The following is an 18,906-nucleotide window of genomic DNA, read 5'->3' as shown; positions in this document are numbered from 1 at the left end:
AATTGAATGTCGAACATGATGAAGGCGCTGGTGAAGTCGAAGTCCGAGGTCGGGCTGTGGATGGAGCAGGTGCCGGTGCCCGAGGTCGGGCCGAACGATGTGCTGATCAAGGTCAAGAAGTCGGCGATCTGCGGCACAGACGTGCATATCTGGAACTGGGACCAGTGGGCGCAGAAGACCATTCCGGTGCCGATGGTGGTGGGGCATGAGTTCTGCGGCGTGATCGCCGAGGTGGGCTCGGCGGTGACCAAGTATCATGTCGGCGAGCGGGTCTCGGGCGAGGGGCACATCGTCTGCGGCAAGTGCCGCAACTGTCGCGCCGGGCGCGGGCATCTGTGTCGCAACACGCTGGGCGTCGGCGTCAACCGTCCTGGTTCCTTTGGCGAGTTCGTCTGCATTCCGGAAGCCAACGTCGTGCCGATCCCTGATGATATTCCCGATGAGATCGCGGCGATCTTCGATCCGTTCGGCAATGCCGTGCATACCGCACTCTCTTTCGATCTCGTGGGCGAGGATGTGCTGGTGACCGGCGCCGGTCCGATCGGCATCATGGGGGCGCTGGTCGCAAAGCGGTCGGGAGCGCGCAAGGTCGTGATCACCGATATCAATCCGCACCGGCTCGATCTCGCCCGCAAGCTCGGCATCGATCATGTCGTCGATGCGTCGAAGGAAAACCTCTCCGACGTGATGACCTCGATCGGGATGACCGAGGGCTTCGATGTCGGGCTGGAGATGTCGGGGGCGGCACCCGCCTTTCGCGATATGATCGACAAGATGAACAATGGCGGCAAGATCGCCATTCTCGGCATCGCGCCCGCCGGTTTCGAGATCGACTGGAACAAGGTGATCTTCAAGATGCTCAATTTGAAGGGCATCTACGGCCGCGAGATGTTCGAGACCTGGTACAAGATGATCGCCTTCGTGCAGGGCGGGCTTGACCTTGCACCTGTGATTACCCACCGCATCGGCATCGACGATTTCCGCGAGGGCTTCGAGGCGATGCGGTCGGGCAACTCCGGCAAGGTGGTGATGGACTGGTAATGGGAGGAGAATGATATGAACTATGAAGGAAGCTGCCACTGCGGCCAGATCGCTTTCGACGTCGAGGGCGATTTCACGTCGGCGATCGACTGCAACTGTTCGCTCTGCCGGCGTCGTGGCGGATTGCTCGCTTTCGTGCCGCGCGACAAGTTCAGCCTGAAGACGCCGCGCGAGGCGTTGTCGACGTATACGTTCAACACTCATGTGATCCAGCATCACTTCTGCAGCAATTGCGGCGTTGGCCCGTTCAGCGAGGGCAAGATGCCGGATGGCACGGAGATGGCCTGCATCAATCTGCGCTGCGTGCCCGCCGTCGATCTCGCGACGATCGAGATTCAGCCCTGGGATGGCAAGTCGCATTAGTCTGTCGGTTGGCTAGAGCCTCGGCGTGAACGGAGGTCGGGCCGGGGTGGTGTGCGGGATATGTGCGACAACTGGTCGTTTCAGAAGAATGCGGCACGCTCTTGTCTTCCCGTGGTGACATCCTATCTATGCTTGGCAACCGCTTCGGCGGCTTGTGGCCTGTGGATAAGGCCTTTTCCGAGTTTTCTCGCGCTTTTTTGCTGGAAAAGCTTGACGAGAACTAAAATTGTGGGAATCACCGTTCGACTTGAATAGCGGTGAACTGGGTCAAGGGCAGATCGCACAACCATGGCCGGACATTTGGTGACATATGAACTCTGTCGTCCGGCGCCGGCAATCGTGGTTAATCAGGCATTAAATGTCATCCCGTTATTTGGGATCAGGTGATTCGAGACGGCCGTTTGCGGCGCGCCGGCTTTGATAGGGCCGTTTTACCGCAGCGAGTTTGAATAGCGTCAGGAAGGCGACGATATACATGGCAACGAAGGTCAAAGAGAACGAAGAAGCGGAAGTCGAACGCGACGGCGGTACCGACGGCCCTCTTCTCGATCTTTCCGATGACGCGGTCAAGAAAATGATCAAGGCCGCCAAGAAGCGCGGCTATGTGACGATGGACGAGCTCAATGCCGTTCTCCCGTCCGAGGAAGTGACATCCGAACAGATCGAAGACACGATGTCGATGCTGTCGGACATGGGCATCAACGTCATCGAAGATGAGGAAGCCGAGGAAGCTGGCGGCAACGACGGCGGCGACGACGATTCCAGCTCCGACGACGAAAGCGAAGGCGGCGAGCTTGCTCCCTCCGGCGGTACCGCACTTGCGACCGCCAAGAAGAAAGAGCCGACCGACCGCACCGACGACCCCGTGCGCATGTATCTGCGCGAAATGGGCTCGGTGGAGCTTCTGTCGCGCGAAGGCGAAATCGCCATTGCAAAGCGCATCGAGGCCGGCCGCGAAACGATGATCGGTGGTCTCTGTGAGAGCCCGCTGACCTTCCAGGCGATCATCATCTGGCGCGACGAACTCAACGAAGGCACGACGCTGCTGCGCGAGATCATCGATCTCGAAACGACCTATTCCGGTCCCGAGGCGAAGGCTGCTCCGCAGTTCCAGAGCCCCGAGAAGATCGAGGCTGACCGCAAGGCTGCCGAAGAGAAGGAAAAGACCCGCCGCACCCGTTCGGGCGACGACGACATCACCAATGTCGGTGGCGAGGGCCTGCCTCCGGAAGAGGAAGAAGAGGACGAGGACGAATCCAACCTGTCGCTGGCCGCCATGGAAGCGGAACTGCGCCCGCAGGTCATGGAAACGCTCGACATCATCGCCGAGACCTACAAGAAGCTGCGCAAGCTGCAGGACCAGCAGGTCGAGCAGCGACTGGCTGCGACCGGCACGCTGTCTTCCGCTCAGGAGCGCCGCTACAAGGAGCTCAAGGATGAGCTCATCAAGGCGGTGAAGTCTCTGTCGCTGAACCAGAACCGCGTCGACGCCCTCGTCGAGCAGCTCTACGACATCTCCAAGCGACTGATGCAGAACGAAGGCCGTCTGCTGCGTCTGGCCGAATCCTACGGCGTCAAGCGCGACTCGTTCCTGGAACAGTACCAGGGCGCCGAACTCGATCCGAACTGGATGAAGTCGATCGCCAATCTGGCCGCACGCGGCTGGAAGGAATTCGCCAAGGGCGAAAACACCACGATCCGCGACATCCGCCAGGAGATCCAGAACCTCGCAACGGAAACCGGCATCTCGATCGCCGAATTCCGCCGCATCGTGTCGATGGTGCAGAAGGGCGAGCGCGAAGCGCGTATCGCCAAGAAGGAAATGGTCGAAGCGAACCTTCGTCTCGTCATCTCCATCGCCAAGAAGTACACGAACCGCGGCCTGCAGTTCCTCGACCTCATTCAGGAAGGCAACATCGGCCTGATGAAGGCGGTCGACAAGTTCGAATACCGCCGTGGTTACAAGTTTTCGACCTATGCGACGTGGTGGATCCGTCAGGCGATCACCCGCTCGATCGCCGACCAGGCTCGTACGATCCGTATTCCTGTGCACATGATCGAAACGATCAACAAGATCGTTCGTACCTCGCGCCAGATGCTTCACGAGATCGGCCGCGAGCCGACGCCGGAAGAACTGGCCGAGAAGCTCGCCATGCCGCTCGAAAAGGTCCGCAAGGTCCTGAAGATCGCCAAGGAGCCGATCTCGCTCGAAACGCCTGTCGGTGACGAAGAAGATTCGCACCTCGGCGATTTCATCGAGGACAAGAACGCGCTTCTGCCGATCGACGCGGCCATCCAGGCGAACCTGCGCGAAACGACGACGCGTGTTCTCGCATCGCTCACACCGCGCGAAGAGCGCGTGCTGCGCATGCGCTTCGGCATCGGCATGAACACCGACCATACGCTCGAAGAAGTCGGCCAGCAGTTCTCGGTTACCCGCGAACGTATCCGTCAGATCGAAGCGAAGGCGCTGCGCAAGCTGAAGCATCCGAGCCGCTCCAGGAAGCTCCGCTCGTTCCTCGACAGCTAAGTCGCGGACATATGTCATTCGAAAAGCCGGGCCCTTGGTCCGGCTTTTCTCGTTTCTGACGGTGTCTGGCTGGGGATTATGTGCCCTGGCGTTCACGCCCTTGTCAGGTGTGCGTGTTTTTTGCCTTTAAGGCTTGATGATGCCTTCTTAAAAGGCCACATCGACAACTTGTCGTTCAGCATCGCGTGGGTATGGCCAAGGCAACGGAAAAGCAATTGGGAGTGTTCGGCTGGGGCGTCATCGCCTCGGTGCTGCTTCATATTGTCGTCGTTGCCGGCTTTCTGATCAAGCTGCCGCAGCCGGCGCCGCCTCCTCAGGAGGAGACGGTCAATATCGAGATGGTGCCGCCACCGGAAGAGCAGAAGCCCGAAGAGAAAAAGCCGGAGGAGCAGGCTGCGCTGAAGGTGCCGGAAGAGCCGAAGCCCGAGGAGAGGAAGCCCGAGCAGCCGGCTGCGGCCGAAAAGCCCGCCGACGAACAGAAGCCGGAAGAAAAGAAGGCCGAGCAGAAGCCGCCGGAACCCAAGCAGGAAGAGGCCAAGGCCGAACCGCCACCGCCGCCGCCAAAACCGCCGGAGGAGAAGCCGCCGGAAGCGCCCAAACCACCTGAAGAAAAACCACCTGAGCCGCCGCCGCCTGAAAAACCTCCGGAAGAAAAGCCGCCCGAGGAGAAGAAGGCCGAGGAGCCGCCGAAGCCTGATCCGGCCGAACAGGCAAAGGCCGACCAGCAGCCGAAGGGACCTGACGGCAAGCCGCAGCCGATCCAGCCGTTGCGCCCCGTGTTCGAATTCGGCGACAAGGCGAGCGGCCCGAGGAAGGCCGATGATGGCGATGCTTCCACCGAGACAGGCAAGCCCGCGGGCGCGCCCGATGCGGAGAAGCCCACGGATGATCCCGCATCGGCTGGAAAGCCCAATGCCGACGACAAGCCGCCGGCCAAACCGATGCCTGACGATATCAACCTGCCGCAGGTCGATGTCGCCGATGCGCATCAGGAAAACAACGGACCGGCCGCCGAGGCAACGGGTGTGGTGACGACCGAAATCACGCAGGCCAAGCCGAAGGAGATCGCCAAGGCGGATCCCGCCGCCAGTGCCGCTCCGGCGGCCGATCCGCTGACAAAGGTGAAGAAGCTCTATTCGCAAAACGATACGGGCGGCGACGTGGCGCGGACGGCGATCGACGGCATGCCGCGCGGCATGCGTGTTGCCGAGCTCTGCACGACGGAACTGCGCGAGCAGCTCAGGCACTCGCCGCAGGGGTTCCGGCCGGAGCTCTTGCCGTCCTATCGCCTGCAGCAGGGCAATGTGCTGGAGATCAAGCGCGGCGCGTTCCGCGCGAGTGCGCGCTGGTACGATATGAGCTTCCGCTGCGAGGTCGATACCGACGGAACCAAGGTGCTAAATTTCGCCTATGACGTGGGCGCCGCAATCCCGAAGTCGCAGTGGCGCAGCCGCGGGTTCCCCGATTTCTGATGGGTGGCTGCGGGCGCCGTTGTAGCCCCCGCAGGCCTGATCGAGACCTACTTGTTGCTGCCCGCTACTAGTGACGGGAGTTCGGCGAAGAGGGCGTCGCGGGCGCGAACACCTGCCGTGCCTTCCATCTTCTTGTCGTCCTGGATCAGGCGGGCGAAGACCACGGTTTGGTCGCCCTTCGTCGCCCAGCCGACGAACCAGCCCCAGGGGTGCTCCTCATCGAACGTGTAATCGGGCAGCCTCGGATAGGCCATGCCGGTCTTGCCCTGCACCGACCAGCCATCCGGCAGCTCGGTCTTCTCGACGACCTTCAACGTCATGTCGGTCGCGTGGGCGCTGACGGGAAGCTGGCGGTTCACCAGCTTGCGCAGGAACGCCACCTGTTCCAGCGGCGATATCTTCAGCGACGAGGCGATCCATGCCCGGTCGAGGCCGTTGTTCTTGCCCTTGTCGCCGGAGAAATCGGCATTGCCGTAGTTCAGCTTCGTCGCGTAGTCGTGCAGCGTCTTTTCGCCGAGCGCGTGGGTGATGCGCTGGGAGAACCAGACGACCGAGTATTTCAGCCAGCGAACGGCATCCGTCGGCTTCTTCCAGTTCTCGCCGCCCCAGTCGGGGTCGCCCTTGCGGAAGTTCAGGGTCGGGGTGTGCTCGTCCTTCAGGAAACCGCTTTCATAGCCCATGACGCTCAGCGCCACCTTGAAGGTGGAGGCCGGCGTGACGCGACCTCCGCAATCGCCCTCTTGAACAATCGTCTTTCCGGTCTTGGCGTCGGCCACGACAGTACAAATAGTTTTGGCTTGCGCGGCCGTGCCCATTGTGGCGATCGCTGCGGCGGCAAGCAGGGTGGAGCGGAGATGCATGGAATGGCCCTTTCTTGGTGGCTTTCGCAGGATAGCTACCAGTCGTTTGACCCAACGACAAAGGACCAATACTAGATGAAGCCATTAGAAAAATTGGGGGCTCATCATGGTTCGGTCATATCTACCGCTGAACGCCTTCCGGGCTTTCGAAGCGTCTGCGCGGCATCTGAGCTTCACCAAGGCGGCGATCGAGCTCAACGTCACGCAGGCCGCCGTCAGCCACCAGGTGAACGCTCTTGAGGCGCAGCTCGGAGTGACGTTGTTTCGGCGGCTGCCGCGCGGGCTGATGATCACGGCGGAGGGTGACAGCCTGCTGCCGGTGCTGCGCGACAGCTTCGACCGCATGGCTGATGCTGTAGAGCGGTTGCGCGACGGGCATGTGCGCGAGGTGCTGACGGTCGGCGCGGTCGGGACTTTCGCCGTCGGCTGGCTGTTGCCGCGCTTGCCGTCTTTTCAAGAGCGCTATCCCTATGTCGACCTCAGGCTTTCCACCAATAACAACCGGGTCGACTTGGCCGCCGAAGGGCTCGATCTCGCCATCCGCTTCGGCGGCGGGGCGTGGCATGCGACGGAGGCGACGCGGCTCTTCGAGGCGCCGCTGTCTGTTCTCTGCAGGCCCGATCTCGCGGACGGGCTTAAGCGGCCGGAGGATCTCATGGGGCAGACGCTCCTGCGCTCCTACAGGCCGGACGAGTGGACGCGGTGGTTCGAGGCTGCCGGCGTTTCGCATCCGGGGCTGATGCAGAAGAGCATCGTCTTCGACACCTCGCTGGCGATGATGGAGGCGATCCAGCAGGGGATCGGCGTTGGACTTGCGCCGCCGAAGATGTTCGAGCGCTATCTGGCGTCGGGCCTGGTGGTGCAGCCGTTTTCCATCACGGTGTCGATGGGCAGCTATTGGCTGACGCGGCTGCATTCGCGCCCTGTGACGCCCGCGATGGCGGCGTTCTCCGCGTGGATGACATCGGTGATTGCACAAAATGATGAGGCAGGATGTTAGGGAAATAACAGAAGTTTTGCTGAACGGTCTGGAAGCGTTTTCGAAATGCGCTAAGTTGGGTGTGTCGAAGTGAAACGGAATCGTTAATCGTTCTCCGCTCCAGTCCGACACAAGCATGACCGCCTAGCTTTGTCCCATCGCCGGATGTTAGCGGCACAAGAGGGGACAATGACATGTCGAACGAAATCGAGCGCTTTTTCGAACAGCAGGATGAAGCCACCAAGGTGGCGATTATTGAAAGCCGTGGCGACGAGTTGACCGACATGCTGGTATCCGCGCTGGAAGACGCGCTTTCCATCCTCCACGGCGAAATGCAGCCCGAAACATTGCACTGATCGCCGCAGCCTCGATCGAGGCGAGCACAACTGCCTGAGGCCTTGCTTGGCTCATCCCGTTGCATTGGACAGCTTCATTGCAGGCTATTCCTGGGATCGTGATCCCGTGGGCCGGTCTCCCTCCGAAGTGTTTCGCCTGGAGCGCGAAGGTGCGCCTGCGCTCTATCTCAAGCGCGAGGCGCAGAGCGCCTATGGCGAGTTGGCGGATGAGGCGGCGCGTTTGCGGTGGTTGTCCGGCCAAGGGCTTCCGTGTCCCGAGATTATCGCTTCCACCACGGACGATGGTTATGATTGGCTGCTGATGAGTGCCCTGCCAGGCCGCGATCTCGCGTCGGATTCGGCTGTGGATGCCGAGGCGCGGGTGGTCATGCTGGCCTCCGCGTTACGCGCGCTTCATTCTCTCGACATTGCCTCGTGCCCCTTCGATCACCGTTGGTCGAAGCGGCTGGCCGTCGCCGAGCGGCGTATGCGTGCCGGGCTGGTCGATGAAGAGGATTTCGACGAGACACGGCTTGGGCGCAGCGCCGCCGATCTTCATTCAGAGCTTTGCCAGATGCCTGTCGGCGAGGAGGATCTGGTCGTCACCCATGGCGACGCCTGCCTGCCGAACTTCGTGGCATCAGGTGATGCCTTCGCTGGCTATATCGATTGCGGACGTCTCGGTGTCGCGGATCGCTACCAGGATATCGCGCTCGCCTGCCGCAGCATCGCTGCGAATTTCGGTGAGGCGTTCGTTGAGCCGTTTTGTCGGCACTACGGCATCGTGTCGTTGGATGCTGTTAAAATGCTGCGGTATCAGATGCTTGACGAGTTCTTCTGAATGATTGATTCAGGCTGATCACGCTGCAAGCTCGTTTCGATCACCGCAACGTTATGCCGTCTTGCCTGCAAATGAGCGCGGCGCTCCCCATATGGATGTCATGAGCATTCAGGGAGCCTCCAATGTCCGCCCAGCCGATGAAGATCCCCGGTCCGGGGCATCCGATTACGATTACGCCCAATCCGAAGCGTGTGATGGTCACATGGAACCGCCGCGTGGTCGCCGATAGCCGCAAGGCATTGACGTTGAAAGAGGCGAGCTATCCCGCCGTCTTGTACATCCCACGCAGTGACGTGGATATGACCTTGCTGACCCACAGCACGCACAAGAGCTTTTGCCCCTATAAGGGCGAGGCGTCCTATTACAGCATCGCGTCGGATGGCGAGCGTTCGGAAAACGCGATCTGGAGCTATGAAGATCCCTCGGATGCCGTCAGCGAGATCAAAGGCTATGTCGCCTGCTACCCTGATCGTGTCGATTCCATTGAGGAGCTGACGATATAGGGGAGGCGAGACGCCGACGGCTTAGGGAGACGTGGGTTCGGCGATCGGTCGCTGCAAACCTGTCTCTGAAAAATCAAGGATCGGTCCGGCAGGGAAACCGGACCAATCCCCGTAACTGATCGGAGGTCAATCGGATCAGAAAAGGCAAACTTGTGAAAGGTGCCCCGGCCTAGACCGGGGCGCCGATAGTCAAATTAGAAAGCGCGCTGCAGGCGGAAGAAGCCCTTGGTTACGCTGTCTTCGTGGTCAACGTCGGTGTAGTCGACGGTAGCCTTGGCGTAGAGGTTGTCTACGATCTGGTAGTCAACAGTTACGCCGACCTTCCAAGCGTCGTTAGACGAGAAGTCGGTGTCCGTTGCATTGTGGCCGTAGTTGCCGAAGTACTGAGCCATCGGTGTGATGGTCCACTTGTCGGTAACCTTAGCTGCGTATTCAGCAGCAACGGTCCACTCGGATTCGTCGTAGTAGCTGTTGATGCCGGTTGCGTAGGCAGCGGCCAGGCCGAGCGTGCCAGGTCCGATGTCAGCGAAGAGCATGCCACGGATCGCGCCGTCTTCGGTGTCCGTGTCGTAACCGCCGATGAGCTGGTAGGATACTACGCCAGCCTTGCCGCCGATTGCAGCAGCGATACCAACAGCGTTGCCGGAGTTGGTGCCGCGCTCTGCGCCAGCGCCGTCTTCCAGTTCGTCAACCGAAATACCAGCGTAGAAGTCGCCGGATTCGTACTGGTAACGAATGGAGTTGTGCAGGGTCTGGTAGCTGGACAGAACGTCCGGCTCGCCGCTCAAATCGTCATCCCACCAGCTGTAGAACAGACCGGCGCGGATGCCAGCGATGTCGATGTAAGCCGAGTCGAGCGTGGACGTCGTCGAGGAGTTGTCGCCGTTGTTACGGAGAACGATAACGCCGGTCAGAGGACCGTATTCCGTGTCGCTCTTGGCGGTGAACTGAACCTGAGCACGCGTACGAGCGTTCCAGTCCGAGGTACCGTTCTGGTTCGGGCCGCCGTATACTTCAAAACGCAGGTAACCGCTGACCTTGAGGCAGGTTTCGGTGCCCGGGATGTAGAAGTAGCCGGTGCCGTAAGCGTCGCAGACGCGAACGTATTCTACTGCTTCAGGCTCAGCTGCTACGATAGCGTCGGCAGCGAAGACGGGGGACGCGGCGGCAGCGAGAGCTGCTGCGGACGTCAGCATAACCATCCGAATGTTCATTTGAAATCCATTTCCTTTTAGAAGAGACCGTCGCCACACACTGGGAGGTGATAGGCAACCGTTCCGGTAACAGCCTTTCGGCACGCGGATCAGCGAACCGCTGACACTCTTCTCTCATCCCTCAGTAATTCTATCAATTCAGATAGTGCCGAAATCGTTGTTTGTGAAACTTCTTAGGCATGAAATGTGGCGAATATGCCACAATATCAAATAGTTAGACAAATAGACGCAATGCCCCGGCAGCTGCGGAGCAACATAATATCAAAGCCATTTCGGTTGCTCCGGAGAGCACAGTAATGCCGCCATGCAAACACATTGACGCCAATGTCGGCGAGATAATGTCGCGCCGCAGCAAAATGAAGAGGGGCGATTGGAACGCTATGTTCCAAATTTGGAACGAAAGGTTTTCAGGCGGCAGTTGGCATCTTGAGCTAAGCGGCGTAAGCGACTCGCCCAGGGAGGCATTTTAGCAGCCCGTTGCAAAAGGAATAACTAATGCCGGCGGCTGACAATATTTTCCCGGACATGAACGATTTTGCTTATTTTGCAGCGGTTGTACGCTACGGTGGCTTCTCCGCCGCGGGGCGCGTGCTTGGCTTGCCGAAGTCAAAACTCAGCCGGCACATCAATGCGCTCGAAGATCGGCTGGGGGTCCGATTGATCGAAAGAACGGTGCACAGGTTCCGTGTAACCGAGATTGGTCAATCACTATATATTTACTGTGAGAACATGCTCCGTGAAGCGGAACGGGCCACGAAAGCCGTTGCCGATGTCAATGGTGAACCGCAGGGCACGATTAGACTCAGCGTTCCCACGGGCCTGCTCGAAGGGTCGCTTGGTGCAATCTTCCCCGAATTCCTGCTGCTTCACCCGAAGATCCAGCTGCAGATTCTCGCGACCGACCAGCGAGTCGACATCATCAATGACCGACTCGATCTCGCAATCCGGGCGCAATTGACCGAAGAGACCGATGCCGAGCTGACGATGCGGGTTCTGAGCAAGGTCGATCTCATCCTTGTCGCCAACAAGGAGATGGCGGCGCAGATGCCAAAGGGGGAGGGTATTGAATCGCTTGATGGCGTGCCGACCGTTTCGTTCACCAGCGGCATGGCCGAGTGGCGCGAGGTCGATGTCTGGGACTTCACCGGCCCCGATGGTGCACTGCACAGGCATGAGCATCGACCGCGCATGAGCTGTCGCAGCGTGCCCGCCGTTCTGGAAGCGATTCATGCGGGTGTGGGCGTCGGGTTGCTTCCCGACATCGTTTGCGCAGAGGGACTGCGGCACGGAACGCTGGTCCGCCTGTTGCCTGACTATCAGATGTCGCAGGCGACCATCTATCTGGTGTTCACGGCATCGCGGGGCCTGCCGACGGCGGTGCGCACGCTTGTCGATTTCCTTGTCGAACGCTTCCGCACCTTCAACGCGGCCATCGAGGGCGACCGTGCGGGCGCGGCATGAGTCGATTCTGCTCCTCACGTCCATATCTTGTCCAACGCGTATGGCGCCTATTTTGAAAGAGGTGTCGGTTCGGGTGCGTCTCGTTCGTCCTTGAAGCGATGCCAAGGTTCAAGGGAGAGAGAGCATGTCCTATGTCGACGGTTTTATCGTTGCCGTGCCGAAGAAGAATATAGAGGCCTACAAGGCGCTCTCGGCCAAGGCCGGCGCGATCTGGAAATCATATGGCGCCAAGGATTATGTCGAATGCGTCGCGGACGACGTGCCGTATGGCGAGCTGACGTCATTCCCGCGTGCGGTTCAGGCGACCGATGACGAAGTCGTGGTGTTCTCGTGGATCACCTATGATTCTCGCGAGCAGCGCGATGAGATCAATGCGAAGGTCATGGCGGATCCCGAACTGCAGGTCACTGAATGCCTTGATATCTTCGATGCCAAGCGGATGATCTACGGCGGCTTCGTTCCGCTGCTCTGGCTTTGATTTTAGCCCATCGCCGGCATTGACATGTCGGCGGGTGCGCGCGACCTCTGGGCGAAGTTTCATCGTCCGGAGGTGCACCCCATGCCACAAAAGATTCTCAGCCTGCAGACCCGCGGGCAGGGCCTTTATGAGTTTACCGATCAGATCGCTGCCTTCGTGCGCGCCGCCAATATCGAATCCGGGCTGCTTACCGTTTTCGTGCGGCACACATCCTGCTCGCTGCTAATCCAGGAGAATGCTGATCCTGATGTGCGCACCGATCTCAACGGATTCTTTCGCCGTCTCGTGCCGCCATCGTCCGATCCGTCGATGCGCTGGATCGTGCACACGATGGAGGGACCGGATGACATGCCCGCCCATATCAAGGCGGCGCTGACGCAGGTTTCGATCGGGATTCCCGTGATGGACGGGCGGCTCGTGCTGGGCACCTGGCAGGGGATCTATCTGTTCGAACACCGCGAAACTCCGCACCGGCGCGAGGTCGTGCTGCATCTTAGCAACTGAACCAAATGTGAACGGGCGGTTCGAACATCGTTCATTTTCAGGCGTTTATCTTTTGTCCAATCCCGCAAGGGAGACCATCGATAACAAATGAAAGCATGAACATGACCCATTTTATCGCCAAAGCTTCGTTCGCCGCCATCCTTGCAATTGCGTCCATTCCCGCGACGTTCTCTGTTGCTTCAGCCGCCAGCCCCGAGCGTGCATCGGTCATCGAGATTCAATATCACCGTCCCGCTCCGCCGCGCGCATGCTCGCCGATCCGTGCTGTCGAGAAGGCGCGTTATGCCGGTCTGCGCAATGCGCGCGTCACCGATATCACGCCGCGCCGCGTCGTCGTTTCCGGCCGTGGCTATCGCGGCCATTGGGACCGGATGTTCTTCGCGAATGTTCGCGGTTGCCCTGAGATCCGCCGCTGATCCGGCCTAGCCAACTATAGAGACTGCATCGCCTTGGCCGCGCCATTTTCAGGCTGCTTTGTGCGAATCGCATAACAATGCGTTTATCCGGGAGGGCCGATCTTCTGACCGGCCGAGAGAATCGAAAAAGGAGCGCGGTCGCAACCGCGTGATATGGAGATTTCGATGATGCAGTTTCTGACCAAGGCGGGGATTGCCCTGGTACTGGGCGTCGGCACGCTTGCCGGCGCTACGGTTCCGGCCTCCGCTCAGGTGGACATCTATATAGACGATGGTCGTCCACCACCGCCTCCGGGCTACGGACGCCCACCACCGCCTCCAGGCTATGGCCGTCCGCCACCGCCGCCGGTTTATGGCCGCCCACCGCCGCCACCGTATTATGGCGGCCGGCCGCGCGGTTGCGATCCGCGTCTCGCCGAGGACAAGGCGATGGACTACGGGTTCCGCCGCGCGCGTGTGGTCGATATCACGCCGCGCCGGGTGATCGTGCAGGGCTTCACGCGTCGTGGGCCTGATGAGATCACCTTCGGCAACGTTCGCGGTTGCCCGGTCCTGCGCTGACAGGCCGGCTTTCGCCAATTTGAAATGAAGCCACCCCTGCCTGCGTGGAAACGCGGACAGGGGTGGTTTTCGTTTTGGGGTGATGTTTCGGCTGCCGCCGATGCCTGTCAGGCCTTCGGCGCGCTCGGACCTTCGCCGGCGGCCGAGGTCGCAAGCGGCGCCTGGCTGTCGGAGGAGACGACGGATGTCGGCAGGGGCGTGCCGCGCTTTCGTTCGCGCGCCAGCGTCAGCAGGCCGGAGCAGATGATCAGCAAGATGCCGCCCGCCATCGGCAGGTCGATCGCGTCGTCGAAAATCAGGTAGCCGAAGGCGATCGCCCAGAGCATTTGGCTGTATTGCGGTGGTGCGACGAGATTGGCGGGCGCAATGCGCGCGGCGGTCATCAAGAGTACGTTGCCGGCTGCGCCGAGCAGTCCGTAGCTTGCGATGAACAGCCACTGCCGCGGTGTCGGCATGACGAATTGCGAGGCCATCAGGACGCCGCTGACGATGATGGTGCCGAGCAGGGCGGCGCCGTACAGCGACAGGCGCTTTTCGGCCGGACCCATCTTTCTAAGGACAACGATCGAGATCGCCGCCGTCAGGCCGCCGATGGCGGCCGCGAGATGGCCGACCGAGAGCTCGCGGAAGCCGGGGCGCAGCACCACCAGAACGCCGAGGAAGCCGACGATGACGGCCGCCCAGCGCTGCCAGCGGACATCTTCCTTGAGAAAGATGACGGACAGAATCGTCACGAAGGAGGGCAGCAGGAAGAGCAGGCAGAAGGCCTCCGCCATCGGCAGCAGCGTGAAGGTGATGATCGAGGCAATGGCGCCGATCGCGCCGCAGACGAAGCGCAGCAGCCACAATGTGCGGTTCGTGGTGCGCACGACATCCAGCCAGGAGTCGTCCTTGGCCTTGATGAAGGGCAGGGCGGCGGTGCCGAACAGCGCGCCGATGAAGGCGATCTCGTAGGATGGGATGCTGCCGTGGAGGATTTTGATCGAAGCGTCGCTGAACGCGAACACGGCATAGGCGGCAAACGCGATGAGAACGCCGCGCGCGGGCGAATGGGGAGCAGTCATGGGAGCAGTTTCAATTTGAAGAGAGCTTCGGGCGCCGGGGCATCGTTGCCGACAACAGGCGGTATAGTTGAGAATGCTGCCCTGCACAATTGAGGAGAAGGCCGCGCCTATCTTAAAGCGAAGGGTGTGATAGCCGCGCCACGCTGTGCCTGCGTGGCGGCGATCCGCCACCACGTATGATTGGCTATATCCTCAGTTGGAGCCGCGTCGGAGCGCCGGCCCATAGTCGCGGTAGATGCTGAGGCAATCGGTGTAGCTCAGCGATTCGTTGGCGCCGTAGATCACATGCGCGCTTGATGCGTTGGTAGACGCTTCCTCCGATACGAAGAGGATGGCCTCGCCCAGCGACTTGCCGGTGATCGGCGCATCGGTGCCATCGTCGAGCGTTATTCCCTTTATGACTGCGGCAATCTCGCGGTGGCTGAAAACTGCCTGTCTGTCTTCCGGTGTCATTGCCTTTACCTCGAACTGAAAATGGATGGTTCTATCGTTGCCGGCCAATACCTGCGCCGACGGTCGCGCGATGCCATCGCCTTGCGGGTTCGATGGCAGGCAGACGTGCGCGAGCACGGCCTTTTCGCATCTGTATTCGTCGACCGGATGCCGCCGGCGGCCGCGAGCGTCGGATATCCGATCGACATATTATGGACATATGGCCCGATCGCCGCCGGACAAGATCGCTTCCTTCAATCCCCTGTGAATTTGAAAGGAGCCGGCGTGAATTCGCGCGGTGATTGCCGGCTAGGCTGCACAGTGGCGAATTGGCAAGTGTGGGGCGGATCGCTATATCAAGCCAAGTGCCATGCACTGCTGAAAGGTGAACCGACATGTTTCAAACGGCGAAGATCGATCAGGCCGACAAGAAGGAATTCTATCGCGAGCTCGCGCAGCAGCTGACCGGGCTGCTTCATGGCGAGCGCGATGTGATCGCCAACGCGGCCAATACATCGGCGCTGATGTTCGAGATGATGCCGGAGCTCAATTGGGCCGGTTTCTATTTCCTGAAATCGAAGGACGAGCTGGTGCTCGGGCCGTTCCAGGGGCGCACCGCTTGCGTGCGGATCGCGGTCGGACGCGGCGTCTGCGGGGCCGCTGTCGCAAAGGGCCAGTCGATCCTCGTCGAGGACGTCCATGCCTTTCCCGGCCATATCGCCTGCGATGCTGCCTCGCGCTCGGAACTTGTCGTGCCGCTCAGCCACAATGGCGAGATCCTCGGCGTCATCGATCTCGACAGCCCGATCCCTTCGCGGTTCGATGCGGACGATCAGGCGGGGATCGAGGCGCTGGCCGACATCTTCGTTTCGGCCAGTTACTGACGTCAATTCCATTCAGTGAACGAGAAGAGGCTGCGCCCGGATCGAGCGCAACCTCTTTTGCTTATCCTGTCACTCAGGACTTCTTCTTCTTGGCCTCATCGTCAATCAGCTCGTACCACATGGCGTTGAGGACGGCGAAGGCGGCCGCGAGCGGCAGGCCAAGGATCCATGCGAAATACCACATCCTATTTCTCCTTCAGTATGCGTGACCGCTTTTGTCGGTGACCTGCTTCTCGTCGACCTTGCCCCAGAGCACTTTGTAGACCCAGGCCGTGTAGGCCAGGATGATCGGCAGGAAGATCAAGGTGACGACGAGCATGATGAACAGCGTCAGGTGGCTCGACGATGCATCCCAGACCGTCAGGCTCGACTTCGGATCGAGCGAGGAGGGCAGGATGAAGGGGAACATCGAGACGCCCACGGTCGAGATGATGCCGAAGATCGACAGCTTGCTGAAGAGCAGCGTGCCGACCTCCAGCCTGGCGCGCATTGCGATCAGGGTGGCGACGGCACCGGCGAAGCCGGCGACCGGGGCGATCATCATCCAGGGGTAGGTGCCGTAATTGGCGAGCCACGAGCCCTCATGCGCCGCCGTCTTCAGGAGCGGGTTCGAGGGGCCGTCGGGGACGATGGCGCTGGAGATCGTGTAGCCGTTGACACCAAGCGCCAGGAAGACGCCGCCGAGCGCGAAGAGCACGATGACGAGGATGGCGGCAATGCTGCCATAGCCACGCGCGCGCTCCGCGACCGGTCCGCTCGACTTCAGCACCAGCCAGGCGGCGCCGTGCATGCTGAGCATCGCTACGGAGAGCAGACCACAGAGCAGAGCATAGGGGTTGAGCAGGCCGATGAACGAACCCTCGTAGAAGATGCGCATGTCGGCAGGATCGAAGCGGAAGGGCACGCCCTGCAGCACGTTGCCGACGGCGACGCCGAAGATCAGCGACGGAACGAAGCCGCCGATGAAGAGCGCGAGATCCCAATTGCCGCGCCAGCGGGCGCTTTCCCGCTTCGAGCGGTACTTGAAGGCGACCGGCCGCAGGATGAGCGCAAGCAGGATGGCGAACATCGCCAGATAGAAGCCGGAGAAGGAGACCGCATAGAGCGGCGGCCAGGCGGCGAAGACGGCGCCGCCGCCGAGGATCAGCCAGACCTGGTTTCCTTCCCAGACCGGGCCGATCGTGTTGATGGCGACGCGCCGCTCCGTATCCGTCCTGGCGACGAAGGGGAGCAACATGCCGACGCCGAGATCGAAACCATCGGTGACGGCGAAGCCGATGAGGAGGACGCCGAGAAGCAGCCACCAGATGAGGCGCAGGGTTTCATAGTCGATGAGTTCGTGCAGGATCATGATCAATCACTCCGCGGCAGGAACGAGGGTTTCGGAAATCAGCTCGGCTTCCGGCTCGTTGTCCGGTTCCGGGCCTTTCTTGATGGCCTTCACCATCAGTGTCATCTCGATGATGATCAGCACCGTGTAGAGCGCCGCAAAGCCGAGGATCGTCAGAAGCACGGTGCTGGCGCCGAGGCTCGAGACCGCGGCGGCCGTCGGCAGCACGCCTTCGATGATCCAGGGCTGGCGTCCGACCTCGGCAACCACCCAGCCGAACTCGATGGCGATGAAGGGCAGCGGGATCGCCAAGACGGCGACGCGCAGCAGCCAGGGATGGGCGTCGAGGCGACGGCGGGCCGAGAGCCAGAAGAAGGTCGCCGTCAGCACGATGAAGAATACGCCGAGACCGACCATGATGCGGAACGACCAGAAGAGGGTCGGCACATGCGGGATGGTGTCTCGGGCCGCCTGGTCGATCTGCTGATCGGTGGCGGTGCGGGGATCGTCGACATAGCGCTTGAGGAGCAGGGCATAGCCGAGCTGGTGGCCGAGATCCTCGAAGGCGCTCTTGGTTTCCGCGGTGATCTTGTCTGGCGAGCCGGCGGCGCGGATCTGCATCAGCGCGTCGTAGGCCTTGATGCCCTCGCGGATGCGGGTCTTTGCGTGCTCCTCAAGTTCGTTGATCCCGGGAATGACGGTATCCAGCGAGCGGGTGCCGATCAGGCCCATGACCCATGGGATATGGACGGCGAAGTGGGTCTCGCGTGCCTGTTGATCAGGAAAGCCGATGGCGGTGAAGGGGGCCGGTGCCGGCTCCGTTTCCCACATGGCTTCGATGGCGGCGAGCTTCATCTTCTGGTTTTCGGTGGCGAGATAGCCGCTTTCGTCACCCAGCACGACGACCGAGAGCGCGGAAGCCAGGCCGAAAGAGGCGGCGACCGTCATCGAGCGCTTGGCGATCTCGATGTGCCGGCCGTTGAGCAGATACCAGGCCGAGACGCCGAGCACGAAGATGGAGGCACAGACGTAGCCGGCCGAGACGGTGTGGACGAATTTTGCCTGGGCGACCGGGTTGAAGACCACGTCGAAGAAGCTGGTCACTTCCATGCGCATGGTCTGCGGGTTGAGCGCCGATCCCACCGGGTTCTGCATCCAGCCGTTGGCGACGAGAATCCAGAGTGCTGAGAAGTTCGAGCCCAGCGCCACGCACCATGTCGCCACGAGGTGACCGACCTTGGAGAGTTTGTCCCAACCGAAGAAGAACAGGCCGACGAAGGTGGCCTCTAGGAAGAAAGCCATCAGCCCTTCGATCGCCAGGGGCGCGCCAAAAATGTCGCCGACATAGTAGCTGTAGTAGCTCCAGTTCATGCCGAACTGGAATTCCATGACGATGCCGGTGGCGACGCCGATGGCGAAGTTGATGCCGAAGAGCACGCCCCAGAACTTCGTCATCTGCCGCCAGATCTGGCGGCCGGTCATGACGTAGACGGTCTCCATGATGGCGAGCAGCACGGCGAGGCCGAGCGTCAGCGGTACAAAGAGGAAGTGATAAAGCGCTGTCAGCGCGAATTGAAAACGCGATAAATCGACAATGTCTAGTTCCATAGTCTTTCTCCCACGCCCCATGGGGGTACG

General features: G+C 60.8%; 21 protein-coding genes. 14 read left to right on the top strand and 7 right to left on the bottom strand.

All coding sequences use genetic code 11. The features are described from left to right. Positions 1-6: 6 nt before the first annotated feature. The 4 genes from tdh to ACVTFQ_RS11285 all read left to right on the top strand — a co-directional run bounded on the left by tdh (position 7) and on the right by ACVTFQ_RS11285 (position 5,406). Positions 7-1,041: an L-threonine 3-dehydrogenase gene (tdh, locus tag ACVTFQ_RS11300; RefSeq protein ID WP_111562183.1), complete on the top strand. Its 1,035-nt coding sequence runs from the start codon at positions 7-9 to the stop codon at positions 1,039-1,041. Positions 1,042-1,056: 15 nt separating this feature from the next. After that, positions 1,057-1,404: a GFA family protein gene (locus ACVTFQ_RS11295; protein WP_047505981.1), complete on the top strand. Its 348-nt coding sequence runs from the start codon at positions 1,057-1,059 to the stop codon at positions 1,402-1,404. A 475-nt stretch (positions 1,405-1,879) separates the two neighbouring features. Further along, positions 1,880-3,934 carry an RNA polymerase sigma factor RpoD gene (rpoD, locus tag ACVTFQ_RS11290; protein ID WP_018897453.1) on the top strand — a complete coding sequence of 685 codons (2,055 nt, stop codon included), beginning with the start codon at positions 1,880-1,882 and terminating at the stop codon, positions 3,932-3,934. A gap of 191 nt (positions 3,935-4,125) precedes the next feature. Continuing rightward, the gene (locus ACVTFQ_RS11285) at positions 4,126-5,406 is read left to right on the top strand and encodes a DUF930 domain-containing protein (protein ID WP_111562182.1); all 1,281 of its coding nucleotides are present in this window, start codon (positions 4,126-4,128) and stop codon (positions 5,404-5,406) included. A gap of 47 nt (positions 5,407-5,453) precedes the next feature. Here the strand turns inward: ACVTFQ_RS11285 and blaOXA are convergent, their stop codons facing one another. Then, entirely contained in the window at positions 5,454-6,266 is an 813-nt protein-coding gene (gene blaOXA, locus ACVTFQ_RS11280; protein ID WP_111562181.1) for a class D beta-lactamase, read from the bottom strand. 106 nt (positions 6,267-6,372) lie between these two features. Between blaOXA and ACVTFQ_RS11275 the strand changes: the two genes are divergently transcribed. The 4 genes from ACVTFQ_RS11275 (at position 6,373) to ACVTFQ_RS11260 (ending at position 8,924) form a co-directional block, all read left to right on the top strand. After that, the gene (locus ACVTFQ_RS11275) at positions 6,373-7,266 is read left to right on the top strand and encodes a LysR family transcriptional regulator (RefSeq protein WP_111562180.1); all 894 of its coding nucleotides are present in this window, start codon (positions 6,373-6,375) and stop codon (positions 7,264-7,266) included. Positions 7,267-7,439: 173 nt separating this feature from the next. Further along, positions 7,440-7,601 (top strand): hypothetical protein, encoded by a 162-nt coding sequence (locus tag ACVTFQ_RS11270; protein ID WP_018897457.1) that lies wholly within the window; start codon positions 7,440-7,442, stop codon positions 7,599-7,601. Between the two features lie 46 nt (positions 7,602-7,647). Beyond that, a complete protein-coding gene (locus ACVTFQ_RS11265) occupies positions 7,648-8,421 on the top strand; it encodes an APH(3') family aminoglycoside O-phosphotransferase (RefSeq protein ID WP_313760475.1) in 774 nt (257 codons plus the stop codon). A gap of 122 nt (positions 8,422-8,543) precedes the next feature. Beyond that, positions 8,544-8,924: a DUF427 domain-containing protein gene (locus ACVTFQ_RS11260; RefSeq protein WP_111562178.1), complete on the top strand. Its 381-nt coding sequence runs from the start codon at positions 8,544-8,546 to the stop codon at positions 8,922-8,924. A 194-nt stretch (positions 8,925-9,118) separates the two neighbouring features. Here ACVTFQ_RS11260 and ACVTFQ_RS11255 read toward each other — a convergent pair whose 3' ends face one another. Further along, positions 9,119-10,138 carry a porin gene (locus tag ACVTFQ_RS11255; protein WP_111562177.1) on the bottom strand — a complete coding sequence of 340 codons (1,020 nt, stop codon included), beginning with the start codon at positions 10,136-10,138 and terminating at the stop codon, positions 9,119-9,121. A gap of 495 nt (positions 10,139-10,633) precedes the next feature. On the opposite strand from ACVTFQ_RS11255, the gene ACVTFQ_RS11250 reads away from it, so the two are divergent. The 5 genes from ACVTFQ_RS11250 to ACVTFQ_RS11230 all read left to right on the top strand — a co-directional run bounded on the left by ACVTFQ_RS11250 (position 10,634) and on the right by ACVTFQ_RS11230 (position 13,558). Beyond that, positions 10,634-11,599, top strand: coding sequence for a LysR substrate-binding domain-containing protein (locus tag ACVTFQ_RS11250; protein WP_111562176.1), 966 nt, complete (start codon positions 10,634-10,636; stop codon positions 11,597-11,599). Positions 11,600-11,723: 124 nt separating this feature from the next. Then, positions 11,724-12,077: a DUF1428 domain-containing protein gene (locus ACVTFQ_RS11245; protein ID WP_111562175.1), complete on the top strand. Its 354-nt coding sequence runs from the start codon at positions 11,724-11,726 to the stop codon at positions 12,075-12,077. An 81-nt stretch (positions 12,078-12,158) separates the two neighbouring features. Then, positions 12,159-12,581: a secondary thiamine-phosphate synthase enzyme YjbQ gene (locus tag ACVTFQ_RS11240; RefSeq protein ID WP_111562267.1), complete on the top strand. Its 423-nt coding sequence runs from the start codon at positions 12,159-12,161 to the stop codon at positions 12,579-12,581. A gap of 101 nt (positions 12,582-12,682) precedes the next feature. Beyond that, entirely contained in the window at positions 12,683-12,997 is a 315-nt protein-coding gene (locus ACVTFQ_RS11235; protein ID WP_111562266.1) for a hypothetical protein, read from the top strand. Between the two features lie 165 nt (positions 12,998-13,162). Continuing rightward, the gene (locus ACVTFQ_RS11230; protein ID WP_047506436.1) at positions 13,163-13,558 is read left to right on the top strand and encodes a hypothetical protein; all 396 of its coding nucleotides are present in this window, start codon (positions 13,163-13,165) and stop codon (positions 13,556-13,558) included. Between the two features lie 107 nt (positions 13,559-13,665). Here the strand turns inward: ACVTFQ_RS11230 and ACVTFQ_RS11225 are convergent, their stop codons facing one another. Both ACVTFQ_RS11225 and ACVTFQ_RS11220 read right to left on the bottom strand, forming a co-directional pair. Further along, entirely contained in the window at positions 13,666-14,622 is a 957-nt protein-coding gene (locus ACVTFQ_RS11225) for a DMT family transporter (RefSeq protein ID WP_111562174.1), read from the bottom strand. 192 nt (positions 14,623-14,814) lie between these two features. Beyond that, on the bottom strand, positions 14,815-15,192 hold the full coding sequence (locus tag ACVTFQ_RS11220) for a hypothetical protein (protein ID WP_313760477.1): 378 nt from the start codon (positions 15,190-15,192) through the stop codon (positions 14,815-14,817). A 257-nt stretch (positions 15,193-15,449) separates the two neighbouring features. Between ACVTFQ_RS11220 and ACVTFQ_RS11215 the strand changes: the two genes are divergently transcribed. Then, positions 15,450-15,938 carry a GAF domain-containing protein gene (locus ACVTFQ_RS11215; protein WP_111562173.1) on the top strand — a complete coding sequence of 163 codons (489 nt, stop codon included), beginning with the start codon at positions 15,450-15,452 and terminating at the stop codon, positions 15,936-15,938. Between the two features lie 73 nt (positions 15,939-16,011). Here ACVTFQ_RS11215 and cydX read toward each other — a convergent pair whose 3' ends face one another. The 3 genes from cydX to ACVTFQ_RS11200 are packed head-to-tail and all read right to left on the bottom strand — an operon-like array spanning position 16,012 to position 18,876. Then, positions 16,012-16,122 carry a cytochrome bd-I oxidase subunit CydX gene (gene cydX / locus ACVTFQ_RS11210; RefSeq protein WP_018897469.1) on the bottom strand — a complete coding sequence of 37 codons (111 nt, stop codon included), beginning with the start codon at positions 16,120-16,122 and terminating at the stop codon, positions 16,012-16,014. A 12-nt stretch (positions 16,123-16,134) separates the two neighbouring features. Beyond that, complete coding sequence (cydB, locus tag ACVTFQ_RS11205) at positions 16,135-17,289, bottom strand: cytochrome d ubiquinol oxidase subunit II (protein WP_111562264.1); 1,155 nt, start codon at positions 17,287-17,289, stop codon at positions 16,135-16,137. A 6-nt stretch (positions 17,290-17,295) separates the two neighbouring features. Beyond that, positions 17,296-18,876: a cytochrome ubiquinol oxidase subunit I gene (locus ACVTFQ_RS11200; protein ID WP_112437269.1), complete on the bottom strand. Its 1,581-nt coding sequence runs from the start codon at positions 18,874-18,876 to the stop codon at positions 17,296-17,298. Positions 18,877-18,906 lie beyond the last annotated feature (30 nt).

The sequence above is a fragment of the Rhizobium sp. O111 genome, assembly GCF_055616315.1.
This window is presented reverse-complemented; position numbering and strand designations above follow the sequence as displayed.